Source organism: Nocardia sp. NBC_01327, from assembly GCF_035958815.1.
Lineage (GTDB): Bacteria > Actinomycetota > Actinomycetes > Mycobacteriales > Mycobacteriaceae > Nocardia.
In genome coordinates this window covers 1,567,568-1,587,551 of the sequence record NZ_CP108383.1, presented here as the reverse complement: position 1 = coordinate 1,587,551, position 19,984 = coordinate 1,567,568, and the positions used below count along the sequence as shown (strand labels likewise).

The window sequence follows — 19,984 nt, the reverse complement described above, 5'->3', positions numbered from 1 at the left end:
GCCGGCCAACGTCATTGGCCAGTCGGCAGCGCATCGCGACTGACCAGCGCATCCGCCTTGCTCAGGGTGGGCCCGGTAACGAGCTGCCCGATAACCGACCACGGAGCGAGCCGGGGCGTGGTGCCCAGACCGAGAATCTGGGCGGTCTGCAGATCCGGTATGCCGTAGCGGATTCCATTGTCTGCCACATAGAAAAGGCTGTCCCGGCGCAGACTGCCCGGTTCCAGGCCGGTGGAACGGACGAATTCACCGCTGCTGGGCGGGACGTAGACATTGTCGATGCGGTCGCCCGTGCCGTCGGCAGTAGCCAGCGTAACCGGTACTGCGGATTCAGATAGAGGGAGCCGGGTGCCAACGAGCACCGAGATCGCGGAGCGGTCGGTGGGGCCCTCGGCCGCATCGGATTCCATCAAACCGGTCGCCTTGGTCTTCGACCAGGAGATACAGGCAATCGGATTGTCCTCCGCGGAAATGATCTTCGGTACCGCGGCCGGGAAGTCGTCGACCGGCAGCGAGTGCACCACCGGGATGCCGTCGAGCAGATCCGGCGGCACCGACTTGATCTCGTCCATGCCCTGCGAGTTGGAGTTTCGGATCATCTGGGCGGTGAATGCCGAAATACGTTGTACGCCATCGGAAAGCACAACGTAAAGCTCCGATTTATCCACACTGCCGAGCCCTGCGACGCTGATTACACCGCCTACCGGCATGCCGTTGAGCCGACCTGGGCCGGACGAGCCCGCGTTCGGAATCGTCGGCGAAACCAGCGGCGGCACTTCGATAGCGGCACCCAGCAGACCGGTTGTCGCCGGCCTCGGGCGCTGTCCCGTCAGGTTCAGGGAGCGAGTCATGACGGTGTTCTGCGAGTCGACCTCAGCGCGCTTGCCATCGTAGATCAGATACGTCTTGTCGCCCTTGCGAACAAAGAGCGCCGTGCCGGCGTCGGCAGGCTTGATCCGTGCACTGAGTTCGAGTCCACCCGCGATGGCGGTGGTTATCGAACCCGCCGAGGAAGCTGAGCCGCCGGTGGCCGACAGCTGCACGGCATCGCACAGCGTCCACTGTGATCGATCGCCTTGGCTGGAACCGGGGAGAGCCGCCGGAGCCCCTGGAATACCCAGTATCGGGCCGCGCGGTACCGAATTGAGTTTGCTGTCCTTGACCGATGTCGGACTCTCGTTGGTTCCCGAAATCAGGCGTGCGGAGGCCAGATTCAGCACCGGGTGCATTGTCATCTTGGTTTTGTCGTCTTTGTCCCGCACCACGACATAGAGTGCGCCGCTGTCCTTGCCCATCACGATATTTGCATCGCCGATAGAGCCCTGCGGCTTGATGAAAGCCAGGATGGTCGCGCCCGCCACAACCAGAAGGGCCAGTACCGCGCCGACCATCAGCGACCGAAATTGCGATCGCATCGGATCATGCAGCATACGCACATCGCGGCGAATCAGCGCGTGGTCGAGACGCCGCAGCAGGAAACGGTACCCATTGACCTGGGCACGAGTGGTCAATTGGGCTGGCAACTAATCCTCCGTGGGAGCAAGATCTTCACGCATGAGAATACCGGGCGACATCCGACAGCAGCGCACTCCTCCGTGCGGAGGAGTGCGCTGCGTCGAGCTGTTCGTTCTCCTCAGGAGGTGAAACCGTCGCCGATCTTCTGGTCGGCGCCGAGCGCGCGGCCGAGCGCGTTCTCGACCTCCGCGGCGACGCGGTTGAGAGTCGTCATGGTGTCGCCGAACTCGTTGTCCCACTTGCCCTTGACTGCCGCGAAGGCGGTCCACGCCGAGTTCGACTGGCCGGTGTTCTCATTCGTCCACGCGGCCTGCAGCTGCTTGGAGGCATCCTGCAGGTCGCTGCTCGACATCTGCAGCTGGCCGTAGTAGTCCTTCAGCGTGCTGGCCAGTTCGTTCATCGTATTTGCGTCGTAAAGCACGTCAGTTCCTTCTCGAGTATCGAAGCGGTGCGGTCGGCTGAGTCAGATCAGACGAGATTGGTCAGGGTCTTGAAACCGGATTCGTTCTCGGAGTCCATGTTCCGGAAGTGGATGGTGCCCTGGCCGACCTTGTCCTGCATGTCGTTGAGGATTCCGTTCAGCCGCGCAGCTTCGCCATCCCAGTTCGAGGTAGCGGTGACGAACGACGCGTTCGCATCGCCCTGCCAGCCCTTCCGTGCGGCGTCCACGGACTGGGTAACCTTGTCGAGGATGGCCTTGATCGTGGTAACCACGTCGGCCATGTGGGTCTGCGCCTTTTGGGCAACTTCGTGTTCGGATGCAACCATCGTCTGTACCTCTGCCTATTCGTGGGATCAGCAGGTGATGCGACTGAGCATCACCGATTGTGGAATGGACCGACTGCCCTGGTCATACGCGGATCACGGCAGCCACCTCCCCCCAGGCAGCGATTCGATCAGCCCCGCAATCGCTTGCGCGACACGGTGATCACTGCCCGGTGTCAACGTGGACCAGACTTGCTGATCCGGTGCGACCCCCGGGGCGGCCACAATGCGGCCTCGTGCGGTGTCGTACACCACGACGGCTCCGGGTGATCGGTCTGTGACGCCGTCGGCGTAGGCGTAGGCCACCGCTTCGGCGTAGGAATGGCAGGAGGAGAGTGCGAGGCCGTAGAGCGTGGCATCGGTGTCGGGGACGCCGAGGCTGTAGACGGAGCTCGCGTAATCCTCCGAAGTCATTGCGGTGTCGAAGCGTTCGGCCAGGTCCGAAGACAGGGCGCTGAAGCTGGCGACGTCCGCGGGCGGGTGGGGACCGAGGGCATCGAGTACCGGGCGGGCGAGTGATTCACCCGATCCGTCCGACCACAGGGATCGGATCTCGATACTGTCGCCTCGCCGGACCGCCAGCACATGCTCTTCACCGCGCCGTGCCAGGCATACCCGCACCTGACCGTCGCCGGTGAAAATACGCACTGCCAGTTCACGATCCGGCTGCGCGAGCACGAACAGCGCTGTGGCTATGCCCGGTTCGACATCACCGCGGGGATCCAGAACGCGAGCGGCAAGCAGCTCGGCGCGCGCTTGCTCGTGCGCAAGGGCCAGTTCGTCGTACGAATCCTGTTGCGGCCCTACCGATAAGACCAGCGGCAGGGTCTGCACGCCGAGCTGCGCGGCGAGTGTGACCACGCTGTCATTGGTGAGAGTCGTCATGCTGAAGCTCCCTCACCCGTCGCAGGCGCGGCGGCTTTCGCGCTTTCGACTCCGGTGCTCGCGGCATTGAACGCGATATCCACCGGCACGCGCTGTGCGTTCGGATCGACTCCACCCAGCACCGCGGGTGCGACCTGCATGCCCGAGGTGAGCCCCAGTTCGGCATCACTGGGAGCGCCGGCAAGTCCGGAGCGGGTGACGTGTTCGTCTTCGCCGTCCCCGCCGCCGGCCGCCGCGGCGGGAGCCATCGGCATCGAGGAGCCTGTTTGCACCGTGACCGGTTGTGTCACAACCTTTTCCGAGATGCCCTCATTCTCTTGAGCATTGCCGCGCACTCGGAACTCCGTCTTGATCGGAGCGATGTCGATCGGCCCGATCGGGAACCCCGGCATGCCGGGCATCTCGGGAGTGGTGGCGCCCGCATCCGGGTCCACCGCCTGCACCTGATTGCCTCCGGTGTCCATCCCCGCGGTGATCTCGGGCGGAGCCTGATGCTCCCACGGCGTCGCGAGCGATTCCGTCGCCGCCTCGTACGTGCGCATCACCCGCGCCGCAACGGCTTTCGCCTCATCCGCGGCGGTATCGGTCTGGGCGACCTGGGCCAGCATAGGCGCTCCGACCGCCGTGCCCAGCTGCTCGAGCAGCTCCTTGAGGTGCTTGATCTGCTCGACGTCATTCGCATCCGGCATCGCCAATTTCGCGATTTCGTATGCGGCAGCGTGCGCTTCGGCCTGCGCGGCATTAGCCGCCGCATCCGCCGCCGAGGAAGCCAGCCAGTCGCGCAGCGCCCGAATGCGTTCGATGAACGGCTTGCTGTTCTTCGATTCCCAAGCGCTGTCGAGGATTTCGAGGATATGTTCGTATTCGAGTGCGGCTGCGCCGAAACCCGCGCTGAGGCGCGCCCAAGCCAGACCGGCCTCGGCGGCGGGCACTGCGCCCGCCCCCGTCACCAGGTCTCGGGCCAGCTGCTCGGGCGGTCTGGCTTCCCAGACCGTCCCGGTGAAGCCGGGTTTCGTCGTTTCCAGCATCGAATACGGTCCGGTCAGACCGTCGGTGATGCGAAGCCGAGGGCGCTCTGCTCCTCGACCTGCCCGAATTGACCGGCCTGCGCGCGCAGCGCGGAGGCCAGCTTGCGGACCTCGTCCACGCCGGCGCCACCGGACGTCTGGAATGAGGCGGCGACCGAGTTCAGCGTCTGCGCCGCCCGCACGGAGACCTCGTCCGCACCCGCGGGTGCGATATCGAGCTTCGCCTGCTCGACCGTCATCCCACCGGAGATCCGGTCGGCCAGCGCATCGAGCTGGGTGGCGGCCTGCAATGCGGTCGTGGCGTCGAAACGCACGCCCTCGAATTCATTGGTGCTCATGCCAATCCTCCTCTATCCCCTGCATTCACTGCATATTCACCGTCAGAGCGTGAGCGCTTTGTCCGGTGGCTCGTCGACGGCCTCGACCGCGCCGACCACCGGGATGGAAACGCCTTCGATAACGCCGACCACTTCGTCGCCGTGTGCGCCGGTGACCAGAGCGGTACGCTCACCGCTCGATTCTTCGTCTCCGTTTTTGTTCGCCAGACCCGCGCCCGAGGACATGCCAGGCATGCTCGTGGTGGAGCGGGACTGAACAGGTTCGGTTTGTGCTCCTGCACGCGAGATCGGCGAACCGGAACCGAGCCCCTCGGCCGTCGGAAGCTTTGCTCCAGAAGAGGGATTCAGCGGATTCGATCCCAGCCCCGCCCCCATCGGCATGCCGTTCGGAATCCCCCCGCCGCCCCCGCCGGTCGAATCATCCGTCTTCACGGTGGTGGTGTCGAGCGGTTTTCCGTCGGTCGTCTTATCGGTGTTGGTTGTGGTGGTGGTCTTGTTGGCTGTCGTGGATGTATCGGTATTGGTGTTCGATGTGGTCAGGGCGCTGACGAGCTGCTGACCGGCCGTACCGACGCTGCTGAGCGCCGACGAGCTGGAAGACACCACCTCGCCGCCCTTTTCGGCGACCTTCTCGACGGCCGTCGAACCGACGCTCAGGAACGGCTGTACCGCCTGGGTGACCTGGTTCGCCAGATTGGCGAGATCCCCGACATTGGGCGCGCCGGTGATCGGGATCTTCATTCCGGCCGAGACAACCTGGGCGGTGTTCACCGTCAGCTCGCCCCGGGTTCGGGCGGCGATGACACCGGCGTCGGTGATCGCATTCGTTGCCAGAGTGATCAGGAACGGGATGCCCGGCGGGGAGAACAGAAAGACACCGCCGGCGATCACCGAGCTGATGAATCCCGAAATGACCCCGCTGATTTCGGCATAGCCCTCCGCGACCACTCGTTCGGCCTCGAGCAGGATCGCCTTCAGCTGATCGCCCTGTGCGACAACCTTCGGAGCGTCGGACTCGACCTGGTGGCTCTTGTTCTCAGCGGACTTCGCCGCATCACCCTGCCAGCTGCTCGAAACCGCGCTCGTCGCTTGCTGACTGGAGTCCACCGCCGAGGTGAGCGCCTTCGCGACCGAGGAGAAGATCGAAATGAGCTCGGTGCCCATGCTCGCCGCGCCGGTACCGAATGCGGACAGCAGACTGATCACCGGCTGGATGAGCGTCGACAGATCGATCGTCGGCAGCGTCGGCATCTGCAGCCCGGACAGATCCGGCAGGCTGATCGCGGGAAGCTGCGGCAATTGCGGCAGTCCCAGCCCGCTGATCACATCCGATACCGGCGTATCCACCAGCGCCCCAACCGGACTGGTACGCAGTACGTCCAGAACGGTGGGGTTCGGTGTCGCGGTGACCGAGCCGACAGATTCAGTCACAGGGCGCTGAGGAAGCTTGTCGCTGAGGCCAGTTCGGTGGTGGAGTACGCGCCGACCGCCGAGAGCGCGCTGACCGCGGTTTCCCCGTGCACCGCAGCGATTTCCGCTGCCGATGACAGATAGGAACCCTGTGCGCCGGCGAATGCGAGCAGGAAATCCTGCGCGATCAGCCCGAACATCGGGATTGCCGAAGCCATGGCACCGGCCGAGTCCGCCGCGGCTGCCCCTGCGACCTGCGCCGCAATCCCCGCATGCGTGGTGCCGTACTCCAAGATGGGTCCGAAGTCCGCCTTCACGTAATCAGCCATCGCTGGTCCCTCCCAGGTGCATCGATCTTGACAGATATTACAAGCACGAAATTGGTTGTGCCAGAGCACATGACGCAAACTCTGGTTCAAGATTGCGTTAACAGACCGGCTTAACCGGACATCTCCTCATTGAACCGATCGACCACTTCGGCCCGCCGCGTGAACGCCTCGCGCGCAGCCGCGGCCGCCGTCGCCACCACGACCCGTTCGAATTCCTCCGGAGACATCCGCGAAACAGCATGGCTGAACTGCAGATCCTGCAGCGCCCCGTTCCCGTCCACCTCGGCCATCACAGCGCCGTCCTCGGACGTCTCCCGCCCCCGAACCGCCGCCATCTGCTCCGCAAGATCCTGAAACCTGTACAGCTGCCGCTTGACCCGTTCCTCGAGCTCATCCATAGACCCGACCACGTGTCCCCTCCTCACACAGTCCGAAGCCAGCTCTGCGGCTCCGTATCGTAGTCCTGCTCCTCGACAATCTCTTGCCGAGCGACTTCAGCTTCAGTGGGCAAACCGGTGGCCGCCAGAGCGGCCGCACTCATGCCAGCCGCTTCCATCTGCTTCCGCCGCGCCAGTCCCGCCCGAGCAGCAGCCCGCTGACACAGCCGCAGCAATTCCCCAGCCAACTGCGATGGATCCCGATGCAGCTCAGCCGGATCAACCTTCACAGCCAGCGGCAGACCTTGCTCGGTGGTCTTCACCCGAATCGACCCGGAAGGCGTAGCCGCCCCAACCGAAGCCCACCCTTGCTCAGCAGCGTCCGACCCTGCCGCCCCCGCGTCGGTCATTGAAAGCTCCCCTCCCAGTTAGCTATGCGTAGAGATACCATACGATGCTCCAGGGCACCAGCTGTATTCGACGGCCGTCGCGCAGACATGGACCTACTCGGAACCGCTGAGTATCCCACGCTCGTCCCGGATCGCCCTGACGACCGCAGCCACCCGAACGTTGATTGCATTGGTCAAACGCGACGAATCAACTGCAGCCGCTATGAACGGCGGCTCTCCCCCGATGACGTACCGACCATCGTCCTCGAGATCTCTCCACTCGAGCAGATGTTCGGTGATTCCGCGGGGCCCAAACTTGGAGTGCCCCTGGATGACTTCGATAGTGCCCGCACAGACTACGGAGGAGTTGAGAAACCTCTTTGTGCGCTGGACTGCTGCGTCCTCGAAAACGTCGTCGATGATTGTTCGCCCAATATCGTCGTCGGCATAGTCACTGCCTTGGGTCCCATCCAGTTTCACATCCGCCTGCCGTCCAGCTCCGACTTCAGGCAACGCGTCGACCACGGCTTCCGCCAGTGACAGTGGATCGCATTCCACCGCCGTGAATCCCCCGCTGTGCACATAGGTTTCGCCCGGAAGCTGCTTCAGTAGATAGCCGCGACCAGCTCGACGGAGCGCCATCATGCGGACTCGACCGTCAGCATGCTTCAGGTCACGACCGTCGAAGCCGTTGACGACAATGCGGATATCCGGCTCAGCCATCACCTCCGCCAGATTGCCGAGGGCACCATCCCACCTAGCTTCCACACGCTCGGCCGCACTGCGCTTCTCACGTAGGAAGTCGTAGTACATAGGCGTACGACTGGTGAAAATGAACGGCGGCGGCATACGGTCACCAGTGATCTGCTCCCACAGCACGACAAACTCGAGATCTTCGAAATGCAAGGAAGCGCTCATTTCTCGGCGACCGGGACAACTGCGGCAGGCGCCTCGAACAGCTCGTCAAGGTGCGCACCGGCCCTCAAGTATTCAGCGCGCTTATGTTCCTTACCCGCACCCTGACTCGCGCCCTGCCCTGCCGACCCCATCGGAGAACCGGAAGAACCGGTGGTACCGGTACCCGATGTGGTGCTCGTTCCGGTCGCCGCCAATCCGGCCCGTGCGGTTGACACCTCCTCGCTACTTCCGGCCGTAGCGAGACCGGCCCGCGGGAAGAGACGACTTTGCGGGTTCTTGTCACTGGTGACAGTTGCAACCGGGCTACCTCCGCCCGGCGACGCGGGCGAACCACCGCCTGGCGAACCTGCATCGATCGGATTGGTTTGCAAATTCGTCAACGCGGCGAGCTGCTGCTCGAGTTGCTGCGCCGTGTCCTGCGCTGTCTGCGTCGTCTGTGTCGTAGTGGTGGCCTTCTGCAAATCTTGGATCAATGTTGAAGCCGTCGACGCCAACGACTCGGCCAACGACGTTCCTTGCTGCGCGAGAGACTGCACCGCCGAGGAAATCGTTGAGGCTACGGTCGAGAGGGTTTGATCAGAGGTCGTGGTCGTCTTCGCTGGATCCTGATTCTGAACCTGTTTATTAGAATCGTCCGTTATTTTGTCTTTATCTGGATTGTCATTCACCGGGAGGGAAGTAGTCTTTGCGGAACTATCTTCAGCGCTCGGAGAGCCTCCGGTAGTTGTGGTTTTCGGATCCACCTTGGTGTCAACCTTAGTATCCACTTTAGTTTCGATCACGGGCACAGTGGGAAAATTCGGCATTTCCGGCTTCGGCAATGCCACAAGCGTCCCGTTATAACCTTCAATACCGGCAATGTAATATGATTCGCACGCAAACTGATAATCACTTATCAGGTCCAGCGCTACCGCATCAGAGGTGGCCTCGGAAAAGGTTCTATTTTTATCGGTCGCCATATATCGGCCGTGATTATTGGATGCAATCTTCGGCTGATCTGGAGTCGTGGGCATGCGTTCCCGGGTTGAATTCAGTTGACCAGCAGCCTTGTAAAGACCCGTCTCGACGTCTCCCAACTTCGCCGTCAGGGCCCGCGCATCGGTCTTGAATTTATCGACAGCGGCAAGTGCCTGCGTTGCCGACCAACTACTCCAGACGTCCCTGAACTTGTGTTCATTTACTACTGCTTCGAAGTTATCGACAGCCTTGTTCAAATCATCCTTCATCAGTCCCCAGTCTGCAGCAATAGCAGGGACCCTGGAAGGGACTATGCTCTGCCCAAGCTGATAAAGATCGTTCCAACTCTTCGAGAATGGATTCTCAGGCCATATTGCAACCCTACTGGGATCCGACGAGGCCGGTGGCTTGAAATCGGTGTCGTAATCGTAGGCATGAACCTTACGGTTGGACGGGCTTTTACCACCGCTCTTCTGCCATTTCTCTACCGGATCCACCTTAGGAACATTCTTCAGTATTGCATCCGAAGTCGGCTTATCCACCAGAAGCTTATCGCTGGGCTTGTCGTTGACCGCAGCATTCAAGAAATCATCAACAGAAGTATCTTCGGCATACTTGAACAGCTTCACCGAAGTCTTGAAAGCGTTGGCCAGACCTGCCACTATCTGGTGTTGAGTTTCAAGGATATCGGTCATCTCCGCGCCGAGCTTCCGATAACCTTCAGCCCAGAGGTGCCCCGAGTCGAACACGCCAATAGGACCCGCGAAGTCCGAAATATCGTTGGTGGAATTCAAGGTTTCCTTGATCTTCAATATCTGACCGATCAAGTCTCCACACGCAGCCAGCGCACTATTAGCCACCGCCGGATCGAACGAAACTGTTGAAGGTGTATTGTCGCCGCCCACTTTCGCGACCTCCCCACTCACGACTCTTGCACACCGGAACAAACCTGGACCATCAGGCTGCAGTCGCGCCCCATCTTGCCGTACCAGCGGCACCCGTCGCCACTGGTACGCCCTACACCAACCTATCCGGTGGGCGCTGTCGCGCAGTACGGTCGACCGGTGCACGACGAGTCCAGCCACCGACTGCAAGTTGGCATCGATCCCGCTGATTCCAAGTCCAGCGCAGCACTCCATATGTCTCCAGACGTGGGGTTCGCGCTAGCAGAGCCTGCTCCAGTGCCGGAATCCGAGGCTGTCCCGATACCGATAGATTTGGACGATCTGATCGCCGTCGAGCTCAGAGGCCTGCTGACACACGGCTGGCATCGCCTCGATGCCGCCTTCGCATTGACAGTCTCCGATGAGACAGCGGAGCTGGTTGTCTCCGACGAAGATCGGGTCGCGCGCGTTCGGCCGTCAGCGAGGGTGATCGAGCTGTTGCGGGAACATCGACACCGATCGGCGTCGCAAGGCGACGGGCCTTGGTGGCGGTTTCTGGTAGTGCTGACGAACGCCGGTGACATGGAGGTCGAATACGACTACGGTGCAGAGCCTTTCCCTGATGGACACCTGTTCCCCGCGCTGGCCTATCAGGCCGATCTGGCCACCTATCCGCGTAAGCGTCTACCGGTCTGGCTCGCGGCATACATCGGCCATGAAGGCCGCCACGTCCGTACACCAGGTGCTGCGTTCACCCAGGCGGCGGCCGACCGCGCCAGCGGGATAGCGGCGCTTCCCGTTTCGGCCGAATTGCCGCCTCTTCACCTGCTGTGGGCGCGGTGGTCCGTGATTTCCGGCGCCTGTGTGGGTGCGAACTCATCTTGGGGACCACGAATTACGGCTGCGCTCGGCTGGTTCGAAGGAAGCTCACGAAGCGGTTCGACCCTGTATCGGCTGCCTGGAGGTCGAGCCGTGCTGTCAGGTGGAGTGTGGAATGCGCCGCAGTTGGACGAGGCATACAACGACGGCGCACCGATGCCGTCGCTCTATCGCGGCGCACCGGACTGGGTGGCCGATCCCGTACTCAATCCTCGTTCGGCGAATGGCTTGCTCTCGTTCTGCTATTGGTGGGACGGCACTGCGTGGTACCGCGGCGAATCACCAGAGCCGGACATGCTGAGTGCTGGGCTGCCCAAAGTGTGGACCAGCGAAACTGCTGCCGATGCGGTCGAGCAGGTGGACGGCGTAACAGATCGAACCGCTGTCACCGATCTGGTGGCCGCCGCAGAGATCGGCTCGGTCACAAGGCCGCTACTGGCGCGGGCGATCGACAGTGACATATTCGACATCAACAGCGCCTTCTACCAGATGATGCTGGCTGGTGTCGTGACATCGCCCCCTACACAAGCTGATTGAGACAGGTTCGTCTGTGTGGCGGTCGTCTACTGCGTATATGATCCTTGGAAGTTTGCATAGATCATCACGCCGGGGGGTTTGACATGGCAGGCAAAGTCGAGGTCGAGGTAGCTGGAATGCGTGCTACCGCAAGCGGGCTGGATGGTGTTGCCACTCAGATCGACGCGATTCTGACGACGCTCTCAGCAGCTGCTGCGGGCTACGCCGGCTCGTGGGGAGACGACGAATTCGGCAAGCCTTTCGCCGAGGGCGACAGCGGCTACACAAAGCGTGCACCTACCCTTGAAGGGGTACTGAGCGCCAGAGCTACACGGCTGCGACAGTATTCAAGCGGTTTGCGGGACGGTGCGGCAACCTTCGACACCACGGAAGCCGACAATACCGACGCTTTCCAAGCCTGACGGACCCGGCAAACATGGCGAACGAGGCGGAGAAGTCGCGGCTGGCGGGGCTGGTCGACATGGTCCAAAGTGGATTCGCGTCAGTCGCACGCGCTCAGCAGGAGCGTTCCCGACTGACCGCAACAGCACCGGCTGGTGGTCGGCGCGTGACCATTACGGTCAACGCCGACGGGGTCGTGATCAAGACCGAATTCACCGACGACATAGACGATCTCACCTACTCTGAGATCGCCTCTGCGGTGACCAGCGCGACTCAGGCCGCAGCCGACCTTGTCCGGCAGAAGTCGCAACAGATCATGGCGGCGTTGCAGCAGGAGCAATCCAAAGTTCCGACGCTCTCTGAGCTCTTCCCCGCTATGCCGGATATCCAGGCCATGATCCCGACTCCGCCCAGCGTATCGACCGCACCGCCCGGGTCGCCCGACCGCGAGGCTCCTGATACCGAATCCGCGCCGCAGTTCACGGATGTCGAAGAATGGGAGCGCGATAAGCCATCGGGCATCGCAGCACCTGACTGGTGAAGAACGGATAATTTGTGTCAGGTTGGACTGCGGCCGGGGATTTTCTTCCAGGTTGGCTCATGGAGGCCCTCAACTTCGGAAGCGCCTACCCCAAAGGCGATGAAGAATCGCTCTTCGCACTCGGCGATGCCTGGAACAAGGCGGCGACCGATCTCGAGAGGCTCGAACCTGACCTGAGACAGGTCACGGGTGCTGTTCCGCAGTACTACCAAAGCGCTGGCGCCGAACAGGTCTCCGCGGAGTTCGCCACGCTGTTCGATAACAAGGACTACTCCATCCAGAAGCTGGTGGAGAACCTTCATTCACTCGGTCACGACACCCGCTCCACCGCAACGACAATCGAGTACACCAAGATCCAGGAGGAGGCGTTCGCGCTCCTCACGCTCTGGACCGTGGGATCACTCATGGCATCTCTGTACGGCGACGTGCTCGTTCCGGCCTATCTCGCCATCGCCAAAGAGGGGCTGGCGGTATTCGCGGAATCGATGATGAAACGGATTGCCGCGCTTGCCAGCCGGGCCGCATTGGAATCCCTGGCCAAGCCGCTCTCACGTGAGGTCGTCATTCCGCTGAGCAAGCGAATCGTCCCGGCCGCACTGAATCTGGGCAAGGGTGCTCTGATCGCCGGCGGGATGGGGGCGGGGCTCGACGCAGGTATCCAGGCGATCCAGATCGAGATGGGTCATCGCGACGACGGCTTCGACCTGAAGCAGACCTTCCAAACCAGTCTCGAATGGGGCGCAGGAGGATTGGCCGGCGCTCCTGTCCACAGCCTCACAGAGGGCTTCCTGAAAAAGACCCTGCCCCAGCTCCCGTCCAGGTTGGGAGGATTCGCCGCCGGGGGTGCGGGTGGTGTGGTGGGCGCGCTCGGCATGTACGGGGCCGGACTCGGAGTTCAGCGCTACGACAAAGGCAACTGGGGTGACGTCGACAAGACACTCCACATGCAACTCCTCGCAGGCGGACTCGGAATGGGCGCCCTCGGTGGCATGCACAGTGCCGGAAAAGGACATGGCGGCTCCCCCGCAACGCAGGATCCGAGCAACGTATCGACTAAAACCTCGCCCACCGATGGCACACCACGTGAACCCAACCCGGAGGCCGATCTCAAGCACGACCAACCCAACCTGGCAAACACGCACGACCACGACCAGCAACCGGCGAAAGAAGTCGCGCCCGCCGCAGAAACCGACAAGCGGGCCGAGGCACCGAATTCGAATGCACCGCAGAATCTCTCGGAGTCCCGCGCCAATACTCCCGAGCAGAATCGACCGGCTGATGCCGTACGGCCGGCGGAGAACCCCGTCCGGTCAGCGCCGGTGGACCAATCCGCCCGCCCTGCAACGGTGCCCGAGCGCGCGGCCGATACGGCCGCCGCACCCCGAGAAGTCGCACCCAGTCGACCATCGCCTGCAGAAAGCCCAGCACGCGCGGCGCCGAACCTGAGCACCGCAGACAGCAGTCCGAAGATCGTAGCCGGAACGCAGGACAGGCCTGTGGTCGCGAATCGCGCGCTCGAAGCACGACCAATCGCAGTTACCCCGGAATCCGAAGTGCGGCAAGTCGGCTCCGAACCTGCGGCACGGGTGGCTGGCACCGCACCCGGGCCGACCACGCTCTCGCCGGAGCTGGCTCCCGAGCAGCATTCAGCGCGTGAAGTTACCCCCGAACAGGCGCCCACCGGTAGTACACCGACTACGCCCGACGGACCAACGTCACCCGCGCGCCCACTTGAACCGCGTGGCGATATCCCCCAGGAACCTGGAACCCATCCGGCCAAGAACGATCAGTCGCTGTCTGGAACAGATCCGAACAACCCTGCACCCGATCACCTCGCGGGGTACGACCCAGCCAACCAGATCGAGCCAGCAGTCATCTTCAGCACACCGCCGCATCCAAGTGCCGAACATCCTCTGGAGATTCGTCGCCGTATCGACAAAGTCACAGGTGTCGAGGCTGATCCTGCCCTCGCCAAGGCTCGAACCGAGTTCGAGGACTTCTACAAGGAACAGAACGCCGAAGCGAGCAAAGCCACCGACGTCACGCCCGGGGACAGCGGATCGCCCAGCGCCCAACCGGCATACGAGACACGCCGCTTCAGCTACGGACCAGACGATAAGCTCACGACGCTCACCGTCAAGGTGCATCTCGACGAGGTCGGGAATGTCTCCCCGGAACACCTGCGCGAAATCACCGGTTCCCTGCATGCCACCGCGGATCGTGTTTTCAACACCGGCGATCGATTGCTCAGCGGTGACCGTCTCCATGTCGAGCTCGAATTCGTCGATGACCCCGCCGAGGCTCATCTGAAGGCATCCATCGGCAACCCGCATGAGACCACGGATCCGCATGTGTGGAATCGAGAAACCCCGCCGGATGTGTTGGCGGAGCATCTGCGTGAGCACCTCGGATTGTCGAGCGACACCGGCGGCGGCCACACCCTCGACGAGATCGATGTACGCCGAATCAGCAACGACATCGCCATCGCCAACACCGAAAGCCATGTCACCGGACTACCCCAGACGCGGGTTATCACCGAGCACTACTTGGATGACCTGGAGTTTCCCGAGCATCAGTGGGCAGTTGAAGACGCACTGCGCGACGGCGATAAGTTCCTCGTCCACGCAGACCCTCGTACCAATCCCTACGGCGACCTCATCAACGACGGCGGTCCCCACGAAACCGGCCGCAGTAATAACTGTCTCGATAACAGCCTCGCCGCCTTGTCGTCGTTCCTGGGCGATCCGCAAGTCGCCCATCCACGTTGGCCCGACCTGCTACCCGACGGCACTATCGACAGCAGGGGTCCCGAGCAGGCCGGCAACGACCGGGCGCTCCACTGGCTCGGTGGTGCCTTCAGTACTTGGGGCTACAACCATCCCGATACGTCTGTCCCGCAACAATTCTCATGGCTTCACGACCACATTGCCCAAATGGGCGAGGGATCCGCCGCACTCATCGTCAACAGTTGGGCAGGCGGCGGCGCGCATGCCACCGTCGTCGTCTTCCCGAAGGATGCGGCCGGTCCCTTATGGTGGGATCCACAGCAGCGGACGATCTCGGAAACGCCGCCACCCAGTATGACCAACCACTCCACGGGGGTCTGGTTCACTGCCCTCGACCCGAACGCGCCGAACGGAGGCATCACCGGTGCCGGAGCAGTACCGCACACAGGACCAAGTGGAGGAGTATCTGGCCCGCATCCTGCGGCCGGACCTGAAATTCAGCATCTCCCCGACCGAGTACGGCTGGGTTTGTCACCCGAAACAGTTGGAGGGGAACCCACCGCCGACTCCGGGTCAAGCAAACCTGGTGGTCAACGCCCGAACGGGAGTGGTGACCGTTCACCCGAGCCTGCATCCGATAACGATCGGCGAGCAGTACGACGAAGCGATTCGGACGGGGAAACCAGTACCGGGCGAACAGATTTATCCTCATCGCTGGACGGTGACACTCCAGCGGATAGAGGAGACGGACCGGGAGATCGAGTATCAGGTGACCGCGACGTCCCTGAGTCAAACCCCAGTACAGACCCTCGAGCATCGGTTGATCATCAACAAGAGGACACGGCAGCCCCGCACGAGCCTGCTGAACGGCCCGGAGCCCTTCACGCGAGCGATGGCCTGGGCACGGAGGCAGTGGCACGTGAATCAGACTTGGCCGGAACAGGGGACCATCACGTACTAGAGCAAACCGATCCAGGGACACACCCTGCCGAACTTGGGCAGAAATTGCCCGACGAGACGCGTCCCGACAACGAGGTCCAGGCGCCGGAGCCTCACCCTGCCGGCGCGCCCGCCGACTCGCAGTCCCAGCACGTCCACGAAACGCGGGCGGGCCTGGGGGATTCACCACACTCCACCGGCCAGGAAGGTCCCGAGACCTCGCCACGCAGCGAGCCCGGCGGACGCGATCACCGTCCCACGGCTCCGGAGTACCAGCGGCACACCGAAGAAGCTGCGCAGGCCCCGCACGTGTCCGAGGAGGACGCGCACGTCACGCACAGTAGCGAGGAAGAGATTCCCCGACCGGTCTCGATGGACGAACTCGTCACCGAGTACGGCATGCCGGAGCGCAACCAGCGCGCCTTCCAAGGGATTTGCGAACAGTTCGACTACGTCATCGATGTACGCCCCACAACGCCGAGCGCGGTCCATTGGCTCGAACAGGGGGCGATGCCCAAGTCGAAGTACATCAAAGCCAAGACCATCAGCGACCTGGATGTCTATCTGGGGGCGCCTGAAGAACATGTCGGTCTGGTGGGCTACTTCGAACCGAAGATGCCGGCACTCGAGGAGGTACCCGCCCACCTTGCGGACGAGATCGGCAATCGATACGCGCAGCGTCTGAACGAATGGAACGAATTCCGCGACCCCATGGCCGAGCATGCCCACAACGGGGACTTCGAAGTCCGGGACAAAGTGGTGTACGGCCGCGACTACAACACCGGCGAGTACCGGCCGCTCACTGGTGATCACGATATCTTCGATATCCGAAAGCCCAATGGAGACAAGCTGTCTCGTGACGAATATTGGGACATCGTCAACCACATGGTCAACGAGGACATGGGCGTTATGCACGGCGCTCACACCTATTGGCCCGAGATGGATCCGCCTGTCCACGAGGGTATTTACCAAACCATCATCGACAAGCACCAACCCGGCAAAGAGCCCCTTATCCGCTTCAGCCCGGACTCTGATCCGATACTGGTCGACGCCTCGACTCCGGTCCAGGACGTTGTCGACGGAACTACCCACTCCGCCACAGCAACCGACGCTGGCGCTTCCTTTCACCCTGATGACGCAATCCTGACCGATCTGGCCGGACGGGTCCCTGCGGATCCCACACATTTCACCGCCGACGTCCACATCACCGAGGACGGCCTCGCCCGCATCGGCGACCGCACCTACACCCCAGAGGAATTCGGCAACCTCCTCCGCCAATCGGGCTGGGACGGCAATACCCCCATCCGCCTTATCGGCTGCGATGCAGGCACCAACGGGTTCGCCAGCCGACTCGCGACCCACCTCGGCGCCGACGTTCTTGCCCCCACGAAACCTGCCTGGTCCGACACCCACGGCCGCCTGTACACCAGCACCGCCGAAACCCACCCCGACGGCACCCGACGACCCCGCATCCCACCCGACGGCGAATGGGAAACCCACCACCCCGACGGCACCAAAACCACAGCGACACAGGATGGCTTCGCACCGGGTACCCAAGACGGAGATAAGCACGGCCTCACCGGCGACGATGCACGCGACCGCGGCGAGGTCCACCACTTCGATACGAACGAAGAGGGCCGGACGTACGGCGAAAGTGTTCTCGGGCCCATCCGTAATACCTTGTCAGGAAATGAGTTTCGCGAGGTACAGCTCTACACAAAGAGTCCGTGGATCAATGAATTCCTTCGCCACCCCGACCCGCCCGAACTGCTCAACAGCTTCTTCGAGGACTACGGACACCAGCAGCAGTTGATGCGCTTGACCGGCGGCAAACTGATGCCACCGTCGATCGAGATGCTCGATGCCGTTATGCAACATCCGAACCTCGATCCGCCGCTCCGCGCTGCCATCGACAGCGTGTTGAGCGAGCCGTATCCGTACAAGCGGCTGGACGAGCTCTGGTTCCAAGCCGACAAGATCGTCATGATGCGCGATACCTTCGGCACCGTTCCGACCGCCGAGGTTCTGCAGAATCACATAGATCTGCTGGATCAGGCAACAGGTCGTTCTACTCCAGAGGGCTTCGAAATCACTCGAGGCGTGACCCTCGACGGTATCGACCATCTGGCGATCGATCAGCACGGCACTGTTCTGGACGGCAAGAATCCGCAGCAGCTCATCAATACCATCCAGACCGAACGTGCTTACATGTCAACCTCTTTGGGGAAGACCCCACCGGAGGACTTCAATAGCAAAGTGCGAATGGAACTCGAGGTTCCCACCGGCTCGAAGGGAGTATGGATCGGCGACCGGAGCGCCGCCGGGCCGGAGAACGAATTCATACTGCAGCGTGGAACTCGATACCTGATCACCGACGTCATCGAGAATCCGGAGGGACCCGGCTACGCGGGCGTCGAATATCTGATCAAGGGTGTCGTTGTAGATGCCGACTACGCTCATGAATCCTCTACTGACCGTGCACCAGATCATGAGTCCCCGCCCTCCCGACCTGCCGAGAAGGTGCATCCAGAAGAGAGCCCCGGTCTCGAGGGCACCCATCCCGACACCCAGACGACTCGCGCTGTCGATGCGCCGGACGATCACCACATCCCGTTCCAGCTGGGCGACGAGCAGCTCGGTCCCGACCCGGCGGCCACACTTCCGAATGATCGCCCGACGTCGTTGACCACTCATCTTCAGGGACGCTTCGAAGAAATACGATCTCTGGCCACCGAGATCGTGCACTCGATGTCGGATCCCGCTCGCCAGGGCGAATTATCTGGTCTGCGACATGATTTCGCACAGGTTCTCGACCGCATCGGGCTGATGGATCTCGAAGCGGCAGCCACCCCCTGGCGTTTGCTCGGTGATCATGATCCCGCGTTCAAGAAGTATCTGGCAGACAACGGCAAGGCGCTATTGACGCATGAGCCTCACACGCAGTCGACCGCCGAACTCTACGACAACCCCACCACGGAAACCGCAGCCGGCGCATCGTTCCATCCGGACGATGCTGTTCTCGCAGATCTGGCGGCCCGTATCCCCGAAGATCCCACCCATTTCACCGCCGATGTGCACATCACAGAGGACGGCCTGGCCCGCATCGGCGATCGCACCTACACCCCAGAGGAATTCGGCAATCTCCTCCGCCAATCCAATTGGGACGGCCGCACTCCCATCCGCCTTATCGGCTGCGATGCAGGCACCAACGGGTTCGCCACCCGACTGGCCCAGCATCTCGGCGTAGATGTTCTTGCCCCCACGAAACCTGCCTGGTCCGACACCCACGGCCGCCTGTACACCAGCACCGCCGAAACCCACCCCGACGGCACCCGACGACCCCGCATCCCACCCGACGGCGAATGGGAAACCCACCACCCCGACGGCACCAAAACCACAGCATCCACTGACGGATTCGCGCCCGGCACCCACGAAGACGACAAACACACAGTCGGCCTCGGTGACGACGCGAGAGACCGTGCCGGGATCGCAGACGAAAGCGGGCACCGAGGTGAGCCACTGGAACCGCAGCCGTCGTGGCACGGATCTGCAGCTGGTGACATGAGGCATTATCGGCTACCGGTCGAGGACGTTTCGAACCTGAGCCATGACGAACAGGTTGCCGCGCTGCAACACCGGGCCCACGAACTTGCGGACGACGCGCTCAAACCTTCGATGACGGCGGCGGAGGCAGAGGCCGCCAACCGGCAGATTATTCCGAAGGGGCAGCACAGGATCAAGGACGGTTGCGCCGGAACACTGCTGCACGACGGCATTCTGACGGCGCACACCAGCATGACAAAAATTGGCAATCAGCTGATGCCCAGTACTCATCCGGTCGTTCAGCATCTCCTCGACAACATCAAGGCCGACCACAGCGCCGGTCGAATCGACAAGATCGGAGGCGGTCATGGCAAGTGCGCCGAAATCGCGCTGATCAGCGACCGACTGACGATGCTGGAAGGCGACGGTGGGAGAATAACGAGCCTTGCCGGCGCGAGGGCTCTGTTGGAAGGGAGCCAGATCCATACCCGCACAGTGGGAACGCTGATTCAAAGGAGGACGGGCACTGTGCTGCGCCGCCACAACGAGTACCTGGAACCTTGTGATACCTGTAAGTACATCCTTCCGGAACTCGGAATCGAACCGATCTGATGCCCCCAGTGATGCCGAAAGGAATACCGCG

General features: G+C 62.2%; 16 protein-coding genes. 4 read left to right on the top strand and 12 right to left on the bottom strand.

Features of this window, described 5'->3' with window-relative positions:
• Positions 1-11: 11 nt before the first annotated feature.
• From eccB to OG326_RS06770, 12 genes are all read right to left on the bottom strand, one after another.
• Complete coding sequence (gene eccB / locus OG326_RS06825; protein ID WP_327146397.1) at positions 12-1,511, bottom strand: type VII secretion protein EccB; 1,500 nt, start codon at positions 1,509-1,511, stop codon at positions 12-14.
• Between the two features lie 122 nt (positions 1,512-1,633).
• Complete coding sequence (locus tag OG326_RS06820) at positions 1,634-1,936, bottom strand: hypothetical protein (protein WP_327143756.1); 303 nt, start codon at positions 1,934-1,936, stop codon at positions 1,634-1,636.
• 47 nt (positions 1,937-1,983) lie between these two features.
• Positions 1,984-2,283 carry a WXG100 family type VII secretion target gene (locus OG326_RS06815; protein WP_327143755.1) on the bottom strand — a complete coding sequence of 100 codons (300 nt, stop codon included), beginning with the start codon at positions 2,281-2,283 and terminating at the stop codon, positions 1,984-1,986.
• A gap of 93 nt (positions 2,284-2,376) precedes the next feature.
• Positions 2,377-3,165: an ESX secretion-associated protein EspG gene (locus tag OG326_RS06810; protein WP_327143754.1), complete on the bottom strand. Its 789-nt coding sequence runs from the start codon at positions 3,163-3,165 to the stop codon at positions 2,377-2,379.
• Positions 3,162-4,193 carry a PPE domain-containing protein gene (locus OG326_RS06805; protein ID WP_327143753.1) on the bottom strand — a complete coding sequence of 344 codons (1,032 nt, stop codon included), beginning with the start codon at positions 4,191-4,193 and terminating at the stop codon, positions 3,162-3,164. Before OG326_RS06805 ends, OG326_RS06810 begins: the two co-directional genes overlap by 4 nt.
• Before the next feature lie 14 nt (positions 4,194-4,207).
• A complete protein-coding gene (locus OG326_RS06800) occupies positions 4,208-4,531 on the bottom strand; it encodes a PE family protein (protein WP_327143752.1) in 324 nt (107 codons plus the stop codon).
• Between the two features lie 42 nt (positions 4,532-4,573).
• Positions 4,574-5,962, bottom strand: a complete 1,389-nt coding sequence (locus OG326_RS06795) for a hypothetical protein (protein ID WP_327143751.1) — start codon at positions 5,960-5,962, stop codon at positions 4,574-4,576.
• A complete protein-coding gene (locus tag OG326_RS06790) occupies positions 5,959-6,270 on the bottom strand; it encodes a type VII secretion target (RefSeq protein ID WP_327143750.1) in 312 nt (103 codons plus the stop codon). The genes OG326_RS06795 and OG326_RS06790 overlap by 4 nt, the downstream gene beginning before the upstream one ends.
• Positions 6,271-6,380: 110 nt before the next feature.
• Complete coding sequence (locus OG326_RS06785; protein ID WP_327143749.1) at positions 6,381-6,680, bottom strand: YbaB/EbfC family nucleoid-associated protein; 300 nt, start codon at positions 6,678-6,680, stop codon at positions 6,381-6,383.
• A gap of 11 nt (positions 6,681-6,691) precedes the next feature.
• Positions 6,692-6,970 carry a hypothetical protein gene (locus OG326_RS06780; RefSeq protein ID WP_327143748.1) on the bottom strand — a complete coding sequence of 93 codons (279 nt, stop codon included), beginning with the start codon at positions 6,968-6,970 and terminating at the stop codon, positions 6,692-6,694.
• Positions 6,971-7,150: 180 nt separating this feature from the next.
• Entirely contained in the window at positions 7,151-7,942 is a 792-nt protein-coding gene (locus tag OG326_RS06775; protein WP_327143747.1) for an ESX secretion-associated protein EspG, read from the bottom strand.
• Between the two features lie 8 nt (positions 7,943-7,950).
• Positions 7,951-9,816: a hypothetical protein gene (locus OG326_RS06770; protein ID WP_327143746.1), complete on the bottom strand. Its 1,866-nt coding sequence runs from the start codon at positions 9,814-9,816 to the stop codon at positions 7,951-7,953.
• A gap of 312 nt (positions 9,817-10,128) precedes the next feature.
• Between OG326_RS06770 and OG326_RS06765 the strand changes: the two genes are divergently transcribed.
• The 4 genes from OG326_RS06765 (at position 10,129) to OG326_RS06750 (ending at position 19,953) form a co-directional block, all read left to right on the top strand.
• On the top strand, positions 10,129-11,211 hold the full coding sequence (locus OG326_RS06765; RefSeq protein ID WP_327143745.1) for a hypothetical protein: 1,083 nt from the start codon (positions 10,129-10,131) through the stop codon (positions 11,209-11,211).
• Positions 11,212-11,294: 83 nt separating this feature from the next.
• Positions 11,295-11,612 (top strand): hypothetical protein, encoded by a 318-nt coding sequence (locus OG326_RS06760; protein WP_327143744.1) that lies wholly within the window; start codon positions 11,295-11,297, stop codon positions 11,610-11,612.
• 14 nt (positions 11,613-11,626) lie between these two features.
• Positions 11,627-12,133: a YbaB/EbfC family nucleoid-associated protein gene (locus tag OG326_RS06755; RefSeq protein ID WP_327143743.1), complete on the top strand. Its 507-nt coding sequence runs from the start codon at positions 11,627-11,629 to the stop codon at positions 12,131-12,133.
• A gap of 59 nt (positions 12,134-12,192) precedes the next feature.
• Entirely contained in the window at positions 12,193-19,953 is a 7,761-nt protein-coding gene (locus tag OG326_RS06750; RefSeq protein WP_327143742.1) for a toxin glutamine deamidase domain-containing protein, read from the top strand.
• Positions 19,954-19,984: the final 31 nt, after the last annotated feature.

Bases quoted from the DNA above. Each gene is read 5' to 3' on its own strand.
- OG326_RS06815 (WP_327143755.1), bottom strand. From the start codon at position 2,283: ATGGTTGCATCCGAACACGAAGTTGCCCAAAAGGCGCAGACCCACATG.
- OG326_RS06810 (WP_327143754.1), bottom strand. From the start codon at position 3,165: ATGACGACTCTCACCAATGACAGCGTGGTCACACTCGCCGCGCAGCTC.
- OG326_RS06805 (WP_327143753.1), bottom strand. From the start codon at position 4,193: ATGCTGGAAACGACGAAACCCGGCTTCACCGGGACGGTCTGGGAAGCC.
- OG326_RS06800 (WP_327143752.1), bottom strand. From the start codon at position 4,531: ATGAGCACCAATGAATTCGAGGGCGTGCGTTTCGACGCCACGACCGCA.
- OG326_RS06790 (WP_327143750.1), bottom strand. From the start codon at position 6,270: ATGGCTGATTACGTGAAGGCGGACTTCGGACCCATCTTGGAGTACGGC.
- OG326_RS06760 (WP_327143744.1), top strand. From the start codon at position 11,295: ATGGCAGGCAAAGTCGAGGTCGAGGTAGCTGGAATGCGTGCTACCGCA.
- OG326_RS06755 (WP_327143743.1), top strand. From the start codon at position 11,627: ATGGCGAACGAGGCGGAGAAGTCGCGGCTGGCGGGGCTGGTCGACATG.
- OG326_RS06750 (WP_327143742.1), top strand. From the start codon at position 12,193: ATGGAGGCCCTCAACTTCGGAAGCGCCTACCCCAAAGGCGATGAAGAA.